At 48.7% G+C, this 20263-nt stretch carries 15 protein-coding genes; 6 read left to right on the top strand and 9 right to left on the bottom strand.

Annotation, left to right across the window (positions count from 1 at the left end; translation table 11 throughout):
* Positions 1-762 precede the first annotated feature (762 nt).
* Positions 763-5817: a CHAT domain-containing protein gene (locus NG792_RS19825; protein WP_261236534.1), complete on the top strand. Its 5055-nt coding sequence runs from the start codon at positions 763-765 to the stop codon at positions 5815-5817.
* 38 nt (positions 5818-5855) lie between these two features.
* Here the strand turns inward: NG792_RS19825 and NG792_RS19820 are convergent, their stop codons facing one another.
* Positions 5856-8081 carry a PAS domain S-box protein gene (locus NG792_RS19820; RefSeq protein ID WP_261236533.1) on the bottom strand — a complete coding sequence of 742 codons (2226 nt, stop codon included), beginning with the start codon at positions 8079-8081 and terminating at the stop codon, positions 5856-5858.
* Between the two features lie 314 nt (positions 8082-8395).
* On the opposite strand from NG792_RS19820, the gene NG792_RS19815 reads away from it, so the two are divergent.
* Both NG792_RS19815 and NG792_RS19810 read left to right on the top strand, forming a co-directional pair.
* Positions 8396-10039, top strand: coding sequence for a DUF3352 domain-containing protein (locus tag NG792_RS19815; protein ID WP_261236532.1), 1644 nt, complete (start codon positions 8396-8398; stop codon positions 10037-10039).
* Positions 10040-10325: 286 nt separating this feature from the next.
* Complete coding sequence (locus NG792_RS19810; protein WP_261200184.1) at positions 10326-11252, top strand: class I SAM-dependent methyltransferase; 927 nt, start codon at positions 10326-10328, stop codon at positions 11250-11252.
* Between the two features lie 166 nt (positions 11253-11418).
* On the opposite strand, the gene NG792_RS19805 is transcribed toward NG792_RS19810, so the two are convergent.
* Positions 11419-12126 carry a J domain-containing protein gene (locus NG792_RS19805; protein ID WP_261200183.1) on the bottom strand — a complete coding sequence of 236 codons (708 nt, stop codon included), beginning with the start codon at positions 12124-12126 and terminating at the stop codon, positions 11419-11421.
* 564 nt (positions 12127-12690) lie between these two features.
* On the opposite strand from NG792_RS19805, the gene NG792_RS19800 reads away from it, so the two are divergent.
* From NG792_RS19800 to msrA, 3 genes are all read left to right on the top strand, one after another.
* Positions 12691-12813 (top strand): hypothetical protein, encoded by a 123-nt coding sequence (locus tag NG792_RS19800; protein ID WP_261200182.1) that lies wholly within the window; start codon positions 12691-12693, stop codon positions 12811-12813.
* 121 nt (positions 12814-12934) lie between these two features.
* Positions 12935-13399, top strand: a complete 465-nt coding sequence (locus NG792_RS19795) for a DUF4383 domain-containing protein (RefSeq protein WP_261200181.1) — start codon at positions 12935-12937, stop codon at positions 13397-13399.
* A gap of 176 nt (positions 13400-13575) precedes the next feature.
* On the top strand, positions 13576-14235 hold the full coding sequence (gene msrA / locus NG792_RS19790; RefSeq protein ID WP_261236531.1) for a peptide-methionine (S)-S-oxide reductase MsrA: 660 nt from the start codon (positions 13576-13578) through the stop codon (positions 14233-14235).
* A gap of 169 nt (positions 14236-14404) precedes the next feature.
* On the opposite strand, the gene recA is transcribed toward msrA, so the two are convergent.
* The 7 genes from recA to yidC form a co-directional block, all read right to left on the bottom strand.
* Complete coding sequence (recA, locus tag NG792_RS19785; protein WP_261236542.1) at positions 14405-15292, bottom strand: recombinase RecA; 888 nt, start codon at positions 15290-15292, stop codon at positions 14405-14407.
* A gap of 17 nt (positions 15293-15309) precedes the next feature.
* Positions 15310-15486 carry a hypothetical protein gene (locus NG792_RS19780; protein ID WP_261200179.1) on the bottom strand — a complete coding sequence of 59 codons (177 nt, stop codon included), beginning with the start codon at positions 15484-15486 and terminating at the stop codon, positions 15310-15312.
* Positions 15487-15844: 358 nt separating this feature from the next.
* Entirely contained in the window at positions 15845-16288 is a 444-nt protein-coding gene (locus NG792_RS19775; RefSeq protein WP_261200178.1) for an SH3 domain-containing protein, read from the bottom strand.
* Between the two features lie 6 nt (positions 16289-16294).
* Positions 16295-17821, bottom strand: coding sequence for an AAA family ATPase (locus tag NG792_RS19770; RefSeq protein WP_261236530.1), 1527 nt, complete (start codon positions 17819-17821; stop codon positions 16295-16297).
* Positions 17822-17896: 75 nt separating this feature from the next.
* On the bottom strand, positions 17897-18409 hold the full coding sequence (locus tag NG792_RS19765) for a YceD family protein (RefSeq protein ID WP_317618924.1): 513 nt from the start codon (positions 18407-18409) through the stop codon (positions 17897-17899).
* A 155-nt stretch (positions 18410-18564) separates the two neighbouring features.
* Entirely contained in the window at positions 18565-19056 is a 492-nt protein-coding gene (locus tag NG792_RS19760; protein WP_261200175.1) for a Jag family protein, read from the bottom strand.
* Entirely contained in the window at positions 19056-20201 is a 1146-nt protein-coding gene (yidC, locus tag NG792_RS19755; RefSeq protein ID WP_261200174.1) for a membrane protein insertase YidC, read from the bottom strand. Before yidC ends, NG792_RS19760 begins: the two co-directional genes overlap by 1 nt.
* Between the last annotated feature and the right edge of the window lie 62 nt (positions 20202-20263).

The raw sequence follows: 20263 nt of genomic DNA, 5'->3' as shown, positions 1-20263 counted from the left end.
ATGGGAGATGCACTTGATCCCTTCTGCGATCGCACTGAGGGCATCTTGTCCTAGGTTAACGAATGGCTCTCTACATCAAGGTTGAAGCATTCGTAAATTTTTACAGGGATTTGTAAAGATTTTTAAGGGATTGGAATCGCTTTTTGCCCCAGCGGTGATGCGGTCTCGATCTTCCCTGCCGGATTTGCCAACCGGCCCTCCCACTATTTTACGGTATGCCTGCATTTTAAAAAATTAATTATTTCCCTTAGATTCGGGCCACTTATCTCTTAAAACAATTGCACATTTATTTCAAAAAATTAAAATACCTCTATCCTTTTTTCTGCGCCAGCGAGTCCAAGTACGGACAAAACTAGATTGCACTCGGCTCCGGCCATTTGACAAGGGAGGAACGGATGTAGGTTAGAGTAGTAAATAGGATGAAAGTCCTGTAATCGGGTTATCCCAAATGCAATGGGGGAAAGATAACGGGAGCGCTGGAGTTGACCTAGACCGGGTTTATTCTAAAACTATCTAATCCTACTTTCAACCTGGAGCGGCAGTTGAAGTAGAAGGGTTTCCTAGCCCCTAAAGATTAACACCCTACTTCCTCTTTTAACCTCGGAGTTAAAGCTCTGATTTTTATCCCAAAAAGCCGCATTTAATCAACTAAAAATTTTTAATTTTAGTAACTTTACACCGTAACGATTTGCTCTAGCAAACTCAGGGAAAGGGCAACGGATTCATCCCCTCCTTCATGCCCCATAAAAAAGAGACATATCCATGATTTCACCCATCAGAAGCATCTATATCGGGTGGTTAACGCTTTCCCTTTGCGGGACCCTCGCAATTCAACCCACCCATGCCCAACCGATCATTCCCGGCACTGATACCGAAACCCAAGTCACTCCCAATGGGAATACCTTCAAGATTGAGGGCGGAACACTTTCGGAAGATGGCAGGAATCTGTTCCATACTTTTGCGGAGTTTGGACTCAGCGCCGGAGAAATTGCTAACTTTATGTCTAACCCCCAGATTCAAAATATTTTGACCCGAATCAATGGGGGCAATCCTTCTATTATTAATGGGCTAATTCAAGTCACTGGAGGTCAGACTAATTTATTTTTGATGAACCCTAGTGGCATCCTGTTTGGTTCCGGGGCGAGTTTAAATGTTCCCGGTTCGTTCATGGCAACGACTGCAGACCGGATTGGGTTTGATGGGTCGGGTTCGGTGCAATGGTTTGATGCAAAACAAACGAATTTTTACAGCAGTTTGGTAGGCAGTCCCAGTCAATTTTTATTTTCGATGCAGGAAGCTGGGGCGATCGTGAATGCGGGAAATTTAGGGGTGGGACCGAATCAAAATTTAACCTTACTTGGGGGTTCCGTGGTTAGTACGGGAACCCTCTCGGCCCCAGGTAACCTGATTGTGGCAGCAGTAGCCGGTCAAAGTCTAGTGCGAATTAGCCAAGTCGGACATCTCCTGAGTTTTGAGGTGGACCCTTATCAGTTACCGCCCACACTGGGACAATCCGTCTCCCGAGCTAATCAGTTCAATCCCCAGTCGTTACCGGAACTCTTGGCGGGTGGGGGTGGCACTCATGCGACGGGAGTTCAGCGCAATTCCGATGGGACGGTAACCCTGACGGGTTCAGGGTTGCGCTTGGATCATGGAGATGTGAGTAGTCGTGCCCTTCAGGCTCAAACTGCGATTTTGTTCGCGACGGGCAATTTAACGGCGGCCGAAAGTCAGCTTGAAACCACGGGCAATTTGCACTTGCAAGCGGACAACGGGGTGAGATTTGGAGATAGCCCGATAAATCCGGTTGATGTGAAGGTGGGGCGGAATTTGCAGATTCGCGGCGATCGCAGCGTTACTCTGGATTTGCTCAATCACCCTGAGTCTCAAATCGAGGTCCAGGGGAATTTGATGGTAGTCAGTGAGGGTAACATCACTCTGGATGGCGCTTTGCACAGTGGCGGAAATCTGATGATATCCAATACGGCATCCCAAGCAACAGCGTTTCAAAGTCGTAATGAGTTGGGGCTCATGGCGCGAGGGAATGTGGTATTTGGAAATTATACGGGGGGACATCTGCGGGTTGATGCTGGAGGAGGCATACAAGGGGGAAGAATTTCCCTGACGATCGCCGAGGAAGGGAATGCTTCCCTCGGAGGGATCCACTTAAGTGCCGGGGGGAGAGGCACTTTACAGCCTCCGGTGAATGACTCCCTGGAATTATCTCCAGGAACCATCGTGGTGGGAGAAATCGCGATCGCTCCCCCGGATCGTTCTGTGATTGTCCAGGCAACGGGAAGCATTCAAACTGGAGCCATATCTACGGATGGGGGCGATATTACCCTCACTAGCGCTTGGGGTGGCATTGATACCACGGGGAGTATCCTGGATGCTTCTTCTTCCTCCGACGCCCAAGGGGGGGCGATCGCCTTAACGGCTGAGAATCAGATTAGTTCTGGGGATTTAATCACTGAAAATAACACGATTCAAATTAACGGTCCTCTGCAACTCTCCGATGCGGTAACATTCCGCACCACGGGGACTACAGCGGATGCAGGGAGCGGCAATATCCAGGTGACGGGAACGATTAATGGCAATGTTCAGTTAAATCTGGAGGCTCCAAGCGGGGATGTTGTCCTAGGAGGGGCGATCGGGAATGAAGTGGCGATCGCCGGATTGTCTATTGATGCTCATAACATTGATTTGCTCTCTACTACCACGAGTCAAGGGGCGATCGCCATTGACGCCACTGGCACTGTCACCCTAGGCGATCGCCTCGCCACTACCGGAGGAACGGTCAATATTACCGCCACCGATGCCATTGTCACCGATGACATCACCACCTCTGGGGCCTCGATTCAACTTAACAGTCAGAATAGCCAGATCACCACCGGCAATTTAGAGACGGTTGCGATCGCCGCTGATGGGGGAACCATTAGCCTGGGTTCTTTCGCGGGTCTCTCCACCGGGGCGATCGATACCCATTCGACTATCGGTGCAGGCGGCACCGTCACCCTGCACACCGCGCAAAATGATATCCAAGTCTCCTTTATTAATACAGAAGGAGCAAGCATCGGCGGCAACGTCGAAATTCAAACCCCCGGTTCCGTGCGAATTGTCGATTCTTTTCTCTCTCCCACCGGCGGCGAGTTTAGTATTTCCACTGCTGCACCTCAAGGCGGTGAAATAACCATCACTCATGGCAGAAGTGAATTTGTGATTGGGGATCTCGATGGCAATGGCATCATTGAGAATGGATCCCTGGCCGCCATTACCACCGGCTCGGGGGAATTTCTCTCCCTCGGAGAATCCGTTTCGCGATCGCGCATTTATCTCAATCCCAATCCCTCCCCAGAATCCCCAGACTCACAAACCCCCGACGAGTCAGAGCCAACCCCGGACGAAACTACTCCCGATGAGGAAGAAACGGAGAGTTCCGATCCTGGGACTCCTCCTGAGTCTGACCCTGAACCGGCGGAGGAAACACCGGAGGAGACAGACCCCACCACGGAGGATTCTCCCACAGATTTAGGGGAAGAAACGCCTCCAGTAGAGGAGGAGACTACAGCAGTTGATCCAGAGCCAACCCCGGAAGCGCCTGGGGTCGAATCTTCCATGTCAGAGGAACCTGTAACGGAGTCTGAACCGGCAGTGACTCCCGCACCAGCGGAACCTGTAACGGAGTCTGAACCGGCAGTGACTCCCGCACCAGCGGAACCTGTAACGGAGTCTGAACCAACAGTAACTCCCACGCCAATTCCCACTCCAGGGGAACCTGTAGCGGTTTCTAAACCAGCCGTGACTCCCACACCCATTCCCACTCCAGGGGAACCTGTAGCAGTTTCTGAACCAGCAGTGATTCCCACTCCAATTCCCACTCCAGGGGAACCTGTAGCAGTTTCTGAACCAGCCGTGACTCCCACTCCAGGGGAACCTGTAGCGGTTTCTGAACCCCAGGGGCCTGCTATCCCTGGGAATATCCCCATTTCCGAGAATCAAGGGACGGTGGAATCAATCCCGATACTGGAACAGGTGATACCTCCCCCGGTGGTGGAAATTTTACCGTCGGAACCTGTAGAGTTGCCGATTATTGGGGAAGTCGTGACGGAGCCCGTCTCGGTCCTGCCGCCGGAAATACTTCAGAACCCAGTACAGTTGAGTCAGACAGCGGGGCCTACGGTGGAGCCAGTGGCGGTGAATCCGGAACTCACGGCACCTCCTGAACCGGCGATCGCCCTGCAGAAACCGCCGGAGCAATCCTCCCCAGTGGTTCCTCCACCCCCGTTGCCTCGGAATGAGGTAGCTGAAAATGCTCTGGATGTTGTGGAGATGGAGGTGGGGAATGTAGGAAGTGCTGAGGTTGCGATTCTTCCAGTTGAAGGGCTCCCGAGTTCAATTGCACCGAATTCAGGTGAGGGGAGGGTTCCCACTCCGTCAGTGGAGGCCATCCTGGAGATGGAGCAGGAGGGGGGGACCGTCGCCATCCCTGCTGTGGAGGCGATCGCCTCCCCTGTTTCAGGGGACTCCCCGGAACTTTCAGTTCAGTCAGAATTAGAAGCCGTTGCTCAAGCCTCTATTCTGCAGATTGAACAAATGCGGATGCAGGAATTTTACCCCCATCAGCAAGGTCCTCTCTCGGAAGATGAGGCAGATTCCAAAAATATTAAAGATTTGCTGGTGAGAATTCGTCAAGAAATCAATGTCAATCCTGCGGTTGTCTATGCGATGTCCCTTCCTGAAGAATTGCAATTAGTGGTGATGACGGCAGAAGGAGTGCCCATCATCCGCACGATTCCGACTGCTTCTCGGAATGCTCTGCGAGCTAAAGTAACTGAATTACTCTCGGAACTGACGAATCCGCGCAAAACGAATACCGACAGTTACTTGAGCTCCTCGGTGCAACTCTATGAGTGGTTAATTGCGCCGATCGCCACTGAATTGGAAGCGCAAGGAATCGATATGTTAATGTTTTCTCTGGATGCAGGACTGCGGGGGATTCCTCTGGCGGCATTGCATGATGGAAAACAGTTTTTAATAGAAAAATACCGATTGGGTTTAATCCCCAGTGTGAACCTCACGGACACGGGTTATAAAAATTTAAACGAGACTCGGGTTCTGGCAATGGGAGCCTCGAATTTTAAAGATCCTACCATTCCCTCCTTAAGTGCGGTTCCGGTGGAATTAGCGTTGATTTCTGAAGTTTTTTCCCTTGATAAATACTTTTTGAATGAAGCGTTTACCGCTGAGAATTTACGGGCTTCCCGTCGCCAACAAAACTTTGATATTATCCATCTGGCGACTCATGTCAAATTTTCTGTAGGGATGGCACAAACCGAAGCAAATTCTCTGGATTCGCGAGGTAAATCTTACATTCAATTTTGGGATGAGCGGGTCCCGCTAGAGCAAATGCGGGAGTTGGGATTGGATGCTGGAACGGTGGAATTGTTGGTGTTAAGTGCTTGTGAAACTGCGGTAGGAAGTTCTGAGGCGGAATTGGGGTTTGCCGGGTTAGCAGTGCAGATGGGGGTGAAGTCTGTTTTAGCTAGTTTGTGGCAGGTGGATGATGAGGGGACTTTAGGGTTAATGAACGAGTTTTATCAACAATTGAGTTCTCAAGAGCAAACGATTAAGTCAGAAGCGCTTAGACAAGCACAGCTTGCGTTTTTGCGAGGGGAAGTCCAGATCAGTGGTAATCAATTAATCACTTCGCGAGGGGCGATCGATTTACCGCCACAGATCGCGGAGCAAATGAGCGCTCACAGGTTGGCTCATCCTTATTTTTGGGCCGCATTTACCCTCGTCGGCAGCCCTTGGTAGGAGACTGAGGCAACGGTTCCCCCTTCTTCTGGGGGGACCTAGAGTGGGGGTTGCTTCAGGGGAATTTGAATGACAAATTCTGTGCCTTGTCCCGGTTCCGAGTTACAAATTAACTCGCCGCTATGTTTGTGGCTAATAATTTGATAGGCGATCGATAACCCCAGTCCGGTTCCTTTGCCTACGGGTTTGGTGGTAAAAAATGGGTTAAAGATTTGCTCTTTGACCTCGGGGGTCATTCCGGGACCATTATCCTCAATGTGAATGGCTACCCACTGATTATCTAACCATTCTGTGCGGATGCGAAGGGTGGGAGTTTTTTCGCTTAAGCCTTCTTTCCCTTTTAGGGTTTCCAAGGCATCGATCGCATTTGTCATAATATTGATAATGGCTTGATTCAGTTGCGCCGGATAGCATTCTATTCGGGGGATTTTTCCATACTCTTTAACCACGGAAATTCCTAAATTTCCGCTTTTTTCTCTCAACCTATTATGGAGAATAAGCAGGGTATTATCAATTCCTTCATGAATATCGGCTGGCTTGCAATCGGCTTCGTTCAAACGCGAAAAATTCCGCAGGGACAGCACGATTTGACGGATGCGTTCTGCTCCCACTTTCATAGAATTCAGCAATTTGGGCAGGTCACTTTGTAGAAAGTCCAGGTCTATATCTTCTTGAAATTCATGGATTTCCTGAACGGGTTCTGGGTAGTGAATTTGGTAAAGATTCAGCAGTTTAAGTAAATCTGCGAGATAGTCATTGACATGAGCGAGGTTTCCATAAATAAAATTAACGGGGTTGTTAATTTCATGGGCAACCCCAGCGACTAATTGTCCCAAACTGGACATTTTTTCGCTTTGAATGAGCTGGGTTTGAGTGCGTTGCAGTTCTTGTAAGGTGTTTTGAAGCTGTTCGGCTTGGTTTTGCAACGATTGTATCAATTCGTTTTTTTCGTAAGCCGATTCTTGAAGCGCTAGGGCTTTTTGTTTGCTTTCGGTAATATCATGGAAGACAATTACCGCGCCAATTTTATCTCCCTCTTCATCAAAAATTGGCTCGCCACTGGCAACGGCTATACGGGGTTCCCCCACCTTGGGCGCAATGACAATTTCCTCTTTGTTAACCCGTTCCCCATTGAGGGCACGCTTTAAGGGAATTTGCTCAGGGGAGATGGGAGTCATGCCATCTCCCTGATATAAATCATAGTAATTTAACCAGTCCTCGGGCGGAATGGAGTCGTCCGGTAAGCCATATAAGTCACGAATTGAACGGTTAAATAGGATCAGGTTTCCTTTGGCATCCCCGGCGATAATTCCAGCATCAACGGTATTGAGTAATGCTTTTAAGAATTCCCGTTCTTTTTCTAAGGATTTTTCGGTTTCCCGGCGTTCGGCGATTTCGTTTTGCAGTTTGTAGATGGCACTGTTGAAAGCCAGACTGCGACTTTGCAGTTTGACTTCGAGTTGATTGACGAAGGTGCGGGTTTCTTCATAAGCCCGATCGCCTTCTATTTCGGCATATTTGCGTTCGGTAATATCATGGGCGATCGCATAAATATATTGGCGATCACGTCCTAAACAGGCACTCCACAATAACCACCGATAGTCGCCATTTTTGCACCGATAACGGTTCTCAAAGGAGTAAGTATTACATCCTTGGAGGAGTTTTACGAATTCCGTCAAGGTGCTTTGATGATCTTGGGGATGGACAAATTCGATAAAGGCTGTCGAACGCAGTTCCTCTGGGGTAAAACCTAGGGTCTTTTCCCAGGCGGGATTTAAACTGCGGAAATATCCATCAAAACTTACGGTACAAAATAAGTCTAGGGAGAGGTCAAAAAATGCCTGATAATCCTCTGCCGGATGCAGTGATTCCCGACTCTGTGCGGGAACGGGTGACAGTTCCCGGGCGATCGCCCAAATGAGATGTTCACTCCCGCGCCATTGAGCTTTCCAGGATAAGCGCTTATAGTCACCATTTTTACATTGATAGCGGTTCTCAAAGGCGATCGCCCCGAGATTTTCACTGAGTTGGGCAAGCTGTTCTCGGGTTGAAAATCGATCTTCGGGATGCACACCATCGAGAAAGGATTTTTGCTGAAGTTCACTGGAGCGAAATCCTAGGATTTTTTCTCCCGAACCATTGATGTGCTGAAAATCTCCATTGCTATTGATCACGCACAGCAGATCGTCGGATAAATCAAAAAAGGGAAACTTCAAAATTTCCTCTCCCGCATCACATTCCAATTCGACGATTTTAATGCTCATTCCGTCCCCCTAATATTTTTTACGGTCCATTTCCCAAACTTTTTATTATTCAATGTAGTTTTAGATATTTCAATCTATTATAAGGGCTTTACAGGGAAATAAAATAAAGCAAAAGTAGAGAAAAATCAAAAATCCGTATGGATTTATGAAGTTTTGGCAACGATAGAGACAAGGAAAGAAGGCAACTGACCCCGAGGACATTCCCTGACCCTCGATCAGCCTCCATCCCCAGAATGGGTCATCCCTAGCAACAATGGAGGAGCACCGCCACAAATATCGCTATCCTAAAAGAGAGAATCACAAGCCAAATTAAAATGTCAGCGAAACCTAATGTAAATCGGTGGGCGATCGCAGTCGTGGCTGCGGTAGGTATGGCCGGTGGATACTTATACTGGCGTAGTACCTGGATGGGAAGCTTTAATCCCCTGGAAAGTACAAAAGTGGTTCCACAAGATGCGCTCATGGCCGCTTATGTGATCACCGATGAGGGTCAATGGTCGAAGTTGGATGAATTTGGAACCCCAGGCGCACAGGCGGCGATCGCCCGCACTGTGGCGGATCTGGAAGCCAATTTGCTCGCCCAAACCAATCTCGATTACAAAAAAGACCTGCAACCTTGGATCGGCAATGTCACCCTGGCGATCGTCCCTTCCTCGCCGACATCCGTAGCAACCACCAGCTTAAACTCTGACCTGTTATTGATTGTAGGCATTAAAAATCCCTTCCGTGCCTGGTGGTTTACTCGCAACTTGAAATCTCAAACTGAGCTTACCCTGACTGAATTTAACTATAAAGGCGTTACAGTCTCTCAAATCGTTCCACCCAACGGAATTCCCACCTATCAGGCAACTCTGAATCACAAACTGGTGATTTCCCAGCAGCGCAGTGCAGTGGAAAAAGCGATCGACACTACCACCTCAGAATCCTCTTTTTTGATGAAATCTGGGGCTAAGGAACTGGTCCGGCAGAGTACAAAACTCGATAATGCTCTAGTCCACTTTTACTTACCGGATTATAGCCAGACGATTGGACCAATGGGCAATAGGTTGAGCGATCGCCCCAGTTTACCCCCGGTGGAGGGGGTGAAGTCGGTTCTACTCAGTGCGGGAGTCCATCAAGAAGGAATGCGGATGCGCTTCCTGACGGAGGTTGACCCCCAATCTATCCCCCAATCTCCCCCAGTCTCCAATAAACTCTTAAATCGTTTTCCGGCAGAAACTATCGCCTTGGTTAATGGTCATGGCATCGGTCGGTCTTGGTCCACTGTAGTCGGTCAAAGTCAAGCCCAACCGGAGTTACAAGGAGTTTTGCTCGCCATCCGCCAGATGTTCGCTGCGGTGAATCTGGATGTGGACCGCGAGGTGTTCGGTTGGATGGATGGGGAGTTTGGGTTGGGACTGATTTCTTCAAATCAGGGCCTTTTGGGACAATTGGGATTCGGAGGGGCAGTAGTGTTTGAAACGAGCGATCGCCCTGCTGCAGAAGCGATGCTGCAAAAATTAGATGCGATCGGGCGCAATGTCGTCCCCTTTCCCTTGGCGATCGCTGAACGCAATGTATCTGGAATTAATGTCCGCGAATGGAAAATCCCCCTCCAAGGTGCGCTTTTAGGTCATGGTTGGTTGGATGATAATTCGTTGTTTATCGCCTTTGGGGGTCCCATCATCGATGCGATCGCTACCCCCGCCACTTCTTTACAGCAGAGCCCCACATTCCAGGCGATCGCCGGGTCCTTGCCGAACCCCAATCACGGCTATTTGTACCTCGATATGGAGCAAATTACTTCGGTGCTCAATACCCTTCCCTTTATGATGGGTACTCCAATCTCTCCACAGACTCTCGACTTGTTAAATTCGGTTCGCGGCATTGGCGCAACCGGAACTTGGACCAGTGCGACGCAATTTGAAAGCGAGATGTTATTTACCCTCAAAAAAACTCGGGAGATAGTAACTCAGTAATCCAAAGGGGACTCGGTGGGGCGATCGCTTTGGTACAATAAGCAATGATTTTCCTCCCGTCAAGGGGATAGCTGTTTCTGTCCTCCTCCCCAGGCGCTTTGACCCCAAACTCGACAAAGCATTTCCGGGTAGCGATTAGATCAAAAGGACAAGAAACTGGGGTTTTGGCCCTTTCTTTGTGGCTCTCTTGGCACAGATGTTGTCAAGAAACCGGGTTTAAAACCCGCCCTTAAATGCCCTAAAGCGATGGGGGAAAGTGTCAACCTCTCACCCAATCATAACCGTAATGACTGCTTCTGTATCAACTGGCCCCGGATTCTTATCTCGTTTAATTAATGGATTATTAGCCATTAAACCCGTCGCAAGTTTCGCCAAATCTAAAGCCCGAAAAATGATGATTGAGCGGGCTGAAAATATGGGCGTTCCCTGGACAAGCGAGGCGCGATCGCTCCAAAACCGCAATTGGGACCGCGAATTCCAACAGGTACAGAATCCCACCTTGGTTTATCCCGATTATTACCTCCGTTCCTTCCATGCTTATGACCAGGGAAATTTAAGTTGGGAAGCCGCCAGTGAGGTCGAAGTCGCCGCTAAAGCCGTCCATGCTCATATTTGGAAAGGCGCTGGTGTGGAAGGCGACTCCCGTCTACGGGACAGTTACCATGAAGTGCTTTCGGCTCAAATTGGAGACAATCCCAAGGCAATTCTTGACTTAGGTTGTAGCATCGGCATGAGCACCGTTGCCTTACAAAAACTCTATCCCCAAGCTACATTAACCGGCTTGGATTTATCCCCTTATTTTCTTTCCGTTGCTCAGTATAAATCGGAGCAGCAGCATCCGCCTATCACCTGGGTTCATGCTGCTGCTGAATCCACAGGTTTAGCTGATGCTTCCTTTGATTTAGTCTCAGCTTGCCTGCTCTTTCATGAACTCCCCGCAGATGCTTCTCGGCAAATTATCCAAGAAGCTGGGCGATTACTTCGTCCCGGCGGATATTTGGCAATTATGGACATGAATCCCCAGTCTGAGATTTATGCAAAAATGCCGCCCTATATCTTAACCTTGCTCAAGAGTACCGAACCCTATTTAGATCAGTATTTTTCCCTGGATATCGAGCAAACTTTTGTAGAAGCCGGGTTCGAGAAACCCTCCATCACCAGCAATAGTCCCCGGCATCGCACCATCATCGCTCAAATCAAAACTCCCCGTTAAGAGGTGGGAATTTATCTTGAGGGCGTCATCGCTACAGAGATGAGAAACCGGGTTTTTTCACCAAGTGTATGGCAATGAACCATAAATTTAGGCTAGAAACCCGGGTTCTACTCCCCATGATGCTTTATCCTCAACTGATGCTATAGTTTGCTTGCGATCGCCACCTTTATCGGAATACATTTTTTATCGCTGAATGGGCTTCTTTCCTTAAACCGTTGGCAATTCTAAACAATTCCTGCCCGGTATGGAGATAATGTTCGTCATAGTTGAGGGTAAAGAATTCTAACTCATCGATGCCATCGCCAATGCGATCGAGGCAGTAATAAAGATTAGCCGCCACACTGGCAACCGTTGCCGGATTTTGCATGGATTGGAAATAGATTTGCGCTTGGTTGAGGAAATCCCGGCATTTTTGTAAATAAGCCTGAAAATCTGCCATCAATTCATCATCAAAGGGGTCCGCTGCAAGGGAATCAATTTCATCCCTTAAGGTATGCAAAATTTCATACAGCATTCGGTTAATGGGTTGATAAACCTGTTTTACCCATTTTTCCAGGTGATCGTCGGGATCGGGACTGTTTTGGCGGGCGTGATGATAGTTTTGTTGTGCACGAGCAGTTCGCGTCTGGCGATCGCGAGATTCAGAGGGCGATCTACCCGATGTTTGACGGCGATCGTAAGACTGACGACGTTGCGGATCCCCTAATATTTCGTATGCACCATTAATCTGAATCATCCGTTCCGAATCCGATGATTCTAAATTTTTATCCGGATGCACCAGTTTGACTAACCGTCGATACGCTTGCTTAATTTCCGATTGCGTCGCTTGCGGACTAACTCTTAAGGTTTCGTAGGGATTAATTACATCATTCATTTTTACAATTGTCAGGCATTTGCCCCCGAATAAGCATTAAATAAAGATAAACGTAAAAAAATCAAATTCACAAAGCTTTTAGGGTTTTAGCCTCAAACTTAGTAGGTTTTTAAACATTATCTTTATTTAAAATTTTCATGATCTATCATAATATTTTCAAACCACATTGTCAAGGGTTTAAAATTATCTGATTCAGCAAAAATACTCAAAAGCTTTTGCAGTTGAACTGGGCATATCAATCGGACAGTGAAGCCAGAGTTTTATCAGATCCCCCTCGGGAATTTTCATAAAATCAACGAAAATACTCATAAAATCCACCCGTTGAGCCTATCGATTTTAGCCCGGGCTTTTATAAAAAATCGGGCCTACATTCCGGGGCATGGGGTAAAAAGTGGGGATATTTTTATAGAAATTTTTGTTAAAATTCACCCCGAAAAAGCTCCTCTTGCTTTAGATAGAGCAAAGAAAATGGCATAACATCACTTTAGAGAGAGGAAGCCCGAGATTTCATTTCTTACTATGATTAAAACCGCGATATTCGCTCCCGTTTTGGAGTTACCAGCAATGCTGACTCCAGTCGGTAAAATTGAGCAGAATCGGTTCAATTTGCCGTACTTACGGGAGTGCGATCGCCATTTTTTCTGCCCTTGCACTCAAACCCAAATATCTGGAGTGCAGCGGGTTTAATTTAGTCTATCTTTTGACTTAAACCCAAAACTTAGTTGCCTTAATTGTGGGTCTTAAAGACTAACCAGTGAGGCAACAAATGACCGCCTAAACCTTTCAAAAACAACAGGAGACAAAAAGTATGACAGATCGTAATTTCACCTTGACTCTCGGAATTATCTTCGTAGTCCTGGGCGTGGCTGGATTTATTCCCGGCTTAGTTTGGATGCCAGAAAATCCCTCCCCCACCTTATTGTTTGAACCCCACTATTTTCCCGGGGACCGCGAATTTGGGGCTTTATTTGGGCTATTTCCAGTGAATACCCTACATAACATTGCCCACCTGCTCGTAGGAGGCTTAGGGATTTTTTCCTCCACAGATAAAAGCCGCGCACGCCTCTACAATCGGGGTTTTGCGATTTCCTATCTGGCCCTAGCCCTGCTGGGATTATTCCCTTACACCGGCACTCTGTTCGGATTCATGCCTATCTACGGCCATAATATCTGGTTTAACGCCTTAACAGCCGTGGGTGCCGCTTACTTCGGGTTCGTAAAACCCACCCAAGAAGCTGCTGCTCACTCCGAAAATATGGCTTCTCAAATCTAGTGCAATCTCTCTAACCCAGGTTTTGACTGGCGGCAGGGAAGGGATTCGACCCCTTCCTGCCGCTTTTTCTGTGGGTTGCAAGGGCCGCCAACCCCCCAAGGCGATCGCGCTCCCCCAAATTCTAGCTATTATTAAGAAAAGTAAAGACATCACTCATCATTCGGAGTCAGAACATCATGGGACTATTTGGATTAGGCAAAAAACTGACCCTACCCACCCCAGACAAAGCCTTACCGGGACGCCAGGAACCCATTCCAGTCCCCGCAAATCACTTCGTTAATGGCAATCCCCTCCAACCCCCCTTTCCCGATGGCATGGAACAAGTCATCGTCGGCATGGGCTGCTTTTGGGGTGCCGAACGTAAATTTTGGCAACAAGAAGGCGTCTTCGTCACTGCCGTAGGCTACGCTGCCGGAATCACCCCGAACCCCACCTACCAAGAAGTCTGTACCGGCATGACGGGTCATAACGAAGTGGTGTTAGTCGTGTACGACCCCAAAGTCATTAGTTTTGAAACCCTGCTCAAAGTATTCTGGGAAAGCCACAATCCTACCCAAGGAATGCGTCAAGGCAATGATACGGGCACTCAATACCGTTCAGGAATTTATGTGTATTCTCCCGAACACAAAGAGTTAGCCTTAGCCTCCAAAAATGCCTACCAAAAAGCACTTGCTGCCGCAGGATATGGCGAAATTACGACCGAAATTCTCGACGCCCCCGAATTCTACTATGCCGAAGGATATCATCAGCAATACCTGGCGAAAAATCCTAATGGCTATTGTGGTTTAGGCGGCACAAATGTGGCTTGTCCTGGCATGACTGCTTCAGCGGTTTAGTCTACAAAAACCGCTCCCTGAATGCAGGATGCGGCTACATGAAATGTAGCATCAGCCCCCTTTTCCTCGTTCCCAGGCTCTGCCTGGGAATGCCATAAGGGAGGCTCTGCCTCCTAATCCCGACCTAGACCTCGAAAAACCTTCAAAACTCCTGTTTATAGCGCTTCACTCACGAATCTGCCCGAAGTTTTAAGACTTTCAGAACCGTTTTTTCCAGGTGTTCATAAAGTTTTAAATCCCGTTCCAGATAACACAGGCACTCCTCTCGACTCTGCCCGATCGCCTTCCCTTGATAGCGATACCCCGACCTTTTACGGGTAATTAACCGGAGTTTCTCCCCCAAATCAAACAAACAACCTAAATGAGAAATCCCTTGCCCAAAAATAATATCAAATTCCCCCACTTCAAACGGTGGGGCGACCTTATTTTTGACGACTTTGGCTTGCACTCGAATTCCATAGTCTTCTAACCCCTTGCTGAGGACTTGAATCGATCGCATATCGATACGAACTGAGGCATAAAATTTCAGGGAATCTCCGCCTGCGGTGGTTTCGGGTCCGGCAATGGAATAGAAACTGTGGCGCAGTTGGTTGAGGAAAATTACGGCACAGTCCGATCGCCGCATATTGTGGGTAATTTTTCGCAACCAGTAACTCATCAATTGCGCTTGTAAACTGGAGGCTGTCTCTCCCATTGCTCCAGCAATTTCCGCTTCTGGGACCAAGGCAGCTACAGAGTCGATCGCCACTAAATCCACCCCTGCTGACCTCACTAAGCGATCGCTAATCTCTAGGGCCATCTCTCCCGTATCCGGTTGCGAAACCAGCAGGCGGTCAATATCAACCCCTATTTTCCCTGCATAAGAAGGATCCAGGGCGTGTTCTGCATCGATAAAGGCGGCAATTCCGCCGGTTTTTTGCAGTTGGGCGATCGCATGGAGGGCCACAGTAGTTTTTCCCACACTTTCCGGTCCAAAAATCTCGATCGCCCGTCCCTTTGGTAATCCGCCACCTAACGCTACATCTAAAGTCAGCGCCCCCGTCCCAAACTTCTCCATCTGGCGGGTTACATCAGTCAAATCAAACCCAAGCGATCAATCAATAATGCAGCAACCACAGCAAACCCCGTAATTCCTAACGCCACCAATGGATTTTGACCTTGGCTCACCGCAAATGAAGTAACAACACCGGCTCCCAAAGCTGCCGTAACCGCAGCAGTGGCGAGGTCTTGATTGGAATTTTTGTTATCCATCTTTGCTATCTAGGGTAATATTTTCCAGTTGATAGGAACCCTAGCATCTTTATTTTTTCCGGTAAACCGAATCCCTAGAGATTGCAATTATTCTTCTTAGTTTGCAAAATTTCTTAATACTTTGATAGGCGGGCTTCGGGATCCCAGGGACCAGCAACCGGGTTTTTGCCTCAATTGGGTTCAATTGCACAGAATTTGTAAAAAAACCCGGTTTCTAACCGTTGCTGTACCCCCAGAGTAGAGGCGCGCTAACGCTGTAGGTGTTCTTGCCAGTCATAAAAACAGCCAAAAGTAAGCGCTCCCCTGGGGGTCGCGTTCAATATTTAGGTTCAGATCCGTCAACTCGGGTTAGGGGCGGTTAGTTCAGGCGTTCTGTATTGCCACCTTTAATCCATCCATCTTGACCACTGCCTTCGATGCGAATCTTCTCCCATTCGTTATCCGAGGTTTTTTCGAGAACCACCACCTGGGCGTTAAAATCGAGTCCGCCAATGGAGTTGGCTTCATAACCGGGGCGATCGCGCAAAATCAAGCCATCGGGCCAAATTACCTTGGCACGGTAAGCATTAGCAGGAAGCGCCGCAGGAGCATTCCCAGACTTTTCACTGGTGGCTGCCCCTTTGGAATTTCCCGCCTGGGTTGCTGTAACCGCTGGCTGATCATTCGTGAAACTCGGTCTGGCAGGCAGTGCGGTTAATTTCGTGACGAAATACAGCGCTGCGGCGACACTCCCACCCGCGAGGATGATCAGCGCCAAAGTAAAACCGAGGATAAACTGGACTAAACTGGCAAGACTCCGCATAAATTCTTAGGATTCAGGCTGTTGCAGTTGACGTTGCATCCGACTATTTAATGTACTGTATCTGGAAGCAAGACGAGCTTTTCCTGCCGCCGCCCAATCTTTTAAAACCTGGATTTGCTCTGAGGCGGTACGGGCGAGGGGAACGATTTGACTGGCGGCTTCTAGAATATCATCCGTGGCAAAGTCGCGGTTTTGACTAAATCCAATATGCATCGCTTCGATCAACGCTTGTTCGATTTCGGCCCCGGAAAAATCAGGAGTTTCGTAAGCCAGCCGTTCAATATCATAGCTTTTCAGATTATGAGGTCGCAATCGGGACAAGTGTACCGTAAAAATGGCGTTTCGTTCTTCTTGGGCAGGCAATCCGACGAAGAAAATTTCATCAAATCGGCCTTTGCGGAGCATCTCTGGGGGCAAGGACTGGATATTATTAGCGGTAGCAACGACAAAAACTGGGGAGGTTTTTTCCGCTAACCAGGTAATAAAGGTGCCAAAGACGCGACTGGTGGTCCCGGCATCTCCTTTACTGTCTAATCCGCCAAAGGCTTTGTCAATTTCATCAATCCAGAGGACGCAGGGGGCCAGGGCTTCAGCCAGTTGAATCATTTGGCGGGTGCGCGATTCGGATTCCCCGACTAATCCGCCAAAGAGTCTTCCCACATCCAGGCGGAGGAGGGGAAGGTGCCAATGATGGGAAATGGCTTTGGCGGTGAGGGATTTGCCCGTGCCTTGGATGCCCACGAGAAGCAATCCTCGGGGATGGGGTAAGCCATATTGGCGCGCCCGTTCGGAGAAGGCCCCGCCCCGACGGATCAGCCAGTCTTTAAGGTTATCGAGGCCGCCGATATCGGAGATTTGTTCCGTGGCGGGGTAGAATTCCAGGATTTGGGTTTGGCGGATGATGGTGCGTTTTTCTTCGAGAATGAGTTCAACATCATCGGGTTGAAGTTGTCCGTGGGTGGCGATCGCCTTAGCTAAGACACGGCGAATGCGATCGATGGAAAGACCCTGGCACGATCGCACGATTTCATCTAAAAATTTTCCCTCTAAAGGATGTCCCGTTGCCGAAAGTAACCGTTCGACTTCCCCTTTAATTTCTGGGGCATTGGGGAGGGGAAATTCTAATACCGTTAGGGCTTCGCTGAGGTCTTCGGGAATGGCAATACCTGGGGAAATAATGGCAATATTTTTGGGCTGAGATTTGAGGGTTCGGGAGAGATTTCGGAGTTTTCGGGAAACGGAAATATCCTCTAAAAAGCGGTGAAAATCACGCAAAATAAAAATTGCCGGTGCAGAGGCGGGCAATTTTTCCACAAATTCTAAGGCTTGGAGGGGGTTGCGGCGACCGAACCCGGTATCGTTGGGATTGCCCTGGTAACCATCAACAAAATCCCAGATATAGACAGCACGATTACCGAGTTCCTGGGCACAATGGGCGATCGCCGCCTCAACTCGTTCTTCTTCTCGCGTGGGAATGTAAATTAACGGATATCTGGCTCGCAGGAATAGCTTAAACTCTTCATTGAATGTCATAGCCGGTTAAATTTTGGAGTAGGATGTTCTCATGATTTTGGACCGCTTGACATCCTGCCATCCAAAAACGGTTAACTAGCTTGGCAGTTGTTTTTTCAGTTGTTCTAAGGCCGCAGCCCAGCGGCGATCGGCCACAGACAGAGGGCTACCCTGGCTTGGGGAAAACTCAATCCCCGGACAATCCTCATCGCACAGCTTGCGGGAGGGAATTTCCAAACAAATCTGTTCATACAACCAGGCTTCCGGGTCAAAGGTGCCTTGAGAGGAGAGCGTTTCCACTAACTCTTCCAGGGCAATTTCTCGTTCCAGGGGTCCATCATCCGGACTATTTCCCGTATCATTCAGACAGATAATTTCCGTTGGCTCGATTTTAAGCCGATGGTTGTACTGTTGCAAGCATCGATAACAAGTGAGGGTAACAATGGTTTCCACTTGGGCCCTCACCTCTAAAAAGTTGCCCCCATGTCTAACCTGGATTCGTCCCCGCACTGGGGTCAACGTTTCTAAATCCTGAATGAACTGCTGAAACTCAAAGGTTTCCGTTTGTTCGTGGGCTTTGGCTAACCGAGGAATATAAATTGCTTCCAGCATTCTGGTAACCCTCAGAGGGAAAGTAATTTCATCGTAGTGAATCAAGGGGTTAACCCGTGGGTTGGGAAACCCCCCTTCACCAGGGGCATTTCCCTCACTCCTCAAGGGCGATCGGGCGGGTGCGAAGAGCCTTGCGGTAGGCGCTCAGTTTTTTACACCGTTTCGCGCCGATGCACCACCAGTCGTCGGTCGGGTTCTTGTCCGCGACTGAAGGATTCCAGGTCCTCATAGTCCTTGAGTAAGTTATGAACCTGCCGTCGTTCCGCAGAAGAAAGCCCCTTCATTTCATAGGCTTCCCCAGTCTCCTGAACCGTTTGGACCGCTTTAGCCACCATCTCCCGGAGTACCTCCTCTCGGCGTACCCGGTACTGATTCAGCTCGATCGTATAGGAGGCTTGGACATCGGTGGGCTGGGCGATATTGAGAGTCGTGTTCGCCAGATACTGAATCGCATCCAGAACCTGTCCATTAGGACCCGTCAGAATTTCAATTTGTTCTGGGGTCAAATTTTTCTCATCGATGGTCAACCAAAAGCTATCTTCTTGCTCCTGCGTTGTGACTGAACTGTCAATTCGCAATAATTTCAGCAGTTGTTCAATCCACTGCTGACCTCGTTGCATTGGACTTTGGGTTGGGGATACCATTAGGCTTTTTTCTTGGGACGTCCGGGTTCAAAGGGAAGTGTTTCGCGGCCCTTGCCACTTGCAGTTTTTTCCTGGGCTTCCACCAGTTTCTGAAGATTTTCAGGCAGGGGTTCGCGGGAGAGAATAAAGGTTTGCGCTGTCTGAAAGATGTTCGCAATTACCATGTACATCAACACCCCAGCAGGCAGGGGGAAGAACAAAAACATTCCCGAGAAAATCACTGGGGTCAGTTTGTTGACTGTGGACTGCTGCGGGTTATCGTTGGCACCAGGGCCACTTTGTCCCGAAAGCAATTGGTTCACGTACAAACTAATCCCAAAGAATAGCACCATACCCACGATATCCCAGTGGATATTGCCTTCGGGATCCACAGCACCGACGCGACCCAGGGCTTCGATGAACAGAAATCCTTTATTAGCCGCCAGACCCGGTAAGGTGGCCTGAATGGTGGCTTCTCCAGGCTGGAGGGCTTCTATGGTGCCATCTTCATTAATCCGCAGGCGGTCTTCTCCGGAGGTGACTTGCCACCGGGGAGACAATTCCGTATTGGGATTCTGGGCGAGTAATTCCTTTAAGGGTTTGCCCTCAACGGACTGAAATTCTAGTTGGGTTTTTTCGCCGACGGTTAATTTATTGCCGGAGGGGAGTAACGCCACGATGGGGGCGTGTTGTCCATCGGAGAAATAAATATTTTGCTGGGGGGTGGCGAATGCCTGGGGAATGATTCGTTCAACCTGTTCACTGGGAAAAATTTCAACGTTGACGTTGTAATTGATATCCGAGAAGGGTGAACCCCGTAAGGTGGCGAACAAGGCAAACAGAACTGGCATTTGCAGGACGACTGGCAAGCAGCCGGACAAGGGATTGCCAAATTCTTTGTAAACCTTGCTCATTTCTTCCTGCTGTTTTGCAGGTTCTTCTTTGTAGCGTTCTTGAATTTCTTTGACCCGCTTTTGCATGACGGGTTGGGCGACTCGCATTCTTCGCATACTGCGAATTGAGCCAGCACTCAAGGGATACAGTGCAAAGCGGATCACGAGGGTCAGGGCTACAATTGCCAGACCATAGCTCGGCACGATCCCGTAGAAGAAGTCCAGGATCGGCAGCATGACGTTATTGGAAAGAAATCCGACTCCAAAGTCCATTCTTTTATGTCAACCTATGCGGTGGGAAGATTTTTTGTGTATAACAACCTTGCTTAAATATT

Origin of the sequence: Laspinema olomoucense D3b (genome assembly GCF_025370785.1) — a bacterium.
GTDB classification, from domain to species: domain Bacteria; phylum Cyanobacteriota; class Cyanobacteriia; order Cyanobacteriales; family Laspinemataceae; genus Laspinema; species Laspinema olomoucense.
This window is presented reverse-complemented; position numbering and strand designations above follow the sequence as displayed.

Coding starts and splice junctions, on each gene's coding strand:
- NG792_RS19825 (WP_261236534.1), top strand. CDS start 763: ATGATTTCACCCATCAGAAGCATCTATATCGGGTGGTTAACGCTTTCC.
- NG792_RS19820 (WP_261236533.1), bottom strand. CDS start 8,081: ATGAGCATTAAAATCGTCGAATTGGAATGTGATGCGGGAGAGGAAATT.
- NG792_RS19815 (WP_261236532.1), top strand. CDS start 8,396: ATGTCAGCGAAACCTAATGTAAATCGGTGGGCGATCGCAGTCGTGGCT.
- NG792_RS19810 (WP_261200184.1), top strand. CDS start 10,326: ATGACTGCTTCTGTATCAACTGGCCCCGGATTCTTATCTCGTTTAATT.
- NG792_RS19805 (WP_261200183.1), bottom strand. CDS start 12,126: ATGAATGATGTAATTAATCCCTACGAAACCTTAAGAGTTAGTCCGCAA.
- NG792_RS19800 (WP_261200182.1), top strand. CDS start 12,691: ATGCTGACTCCAGTCGGTAAAATTGAGCAGAATCGGTTCAATTTGCCG.
- NG792_RS19795 (WP_261200181.1), top strand. CDS start 12,935: ATGACAGATCGTAATTTCACCTTGACTCTCGGAATTATCTTCGTAGTC.
- msrA (WP_261236531.1), top strand. CDS start 13,576: ATGGGACTATTTGGATTAGGCAAAAAACTGACCCTACCCACCCCAGAC.
- recA (WP_261236542.1), bottom strand. CDS start 15,292: ATGGAGAAGTTTGGGACGGGGGCGCTGACTTTAGATGTAGCGTTAGGT.
- NG792_RS19780 (WP_261200179.1), bottom strand. CDS start 15,486: ATGGATAACAAAAATTCCAATCAAGACCTCGCCACTGCTGCGGTTACG.
- NG792_RS19775 (WP_261200178.1), bottom strand. CDS start 16,288: ATGCGGAGTCTTGCCAGTTTAGTCCAGTTTATCCTCGGTTTTACTTTG.
- NG792_RS19770 (WP_261236530.1), bottom strand. CDS start 17,821: ATGACATTCAATGAAGAGTTTAAGCTATTCCTGCGAGCCAGATATCCG.
- NG792_RS19760 (WP_261200175.1), bottom strand. CDS start 19,056: ATGGTATCCCCAACCCAAAGTCCAATGCAACGAGGTCAGCAGTGGATT.
- yidC (WP_261200174.1), bottom strand. CDS start 20,201: ATGGACTTTGGAGTCGGATTTCTTTCCAATAACGTCATGCTGCCGATC.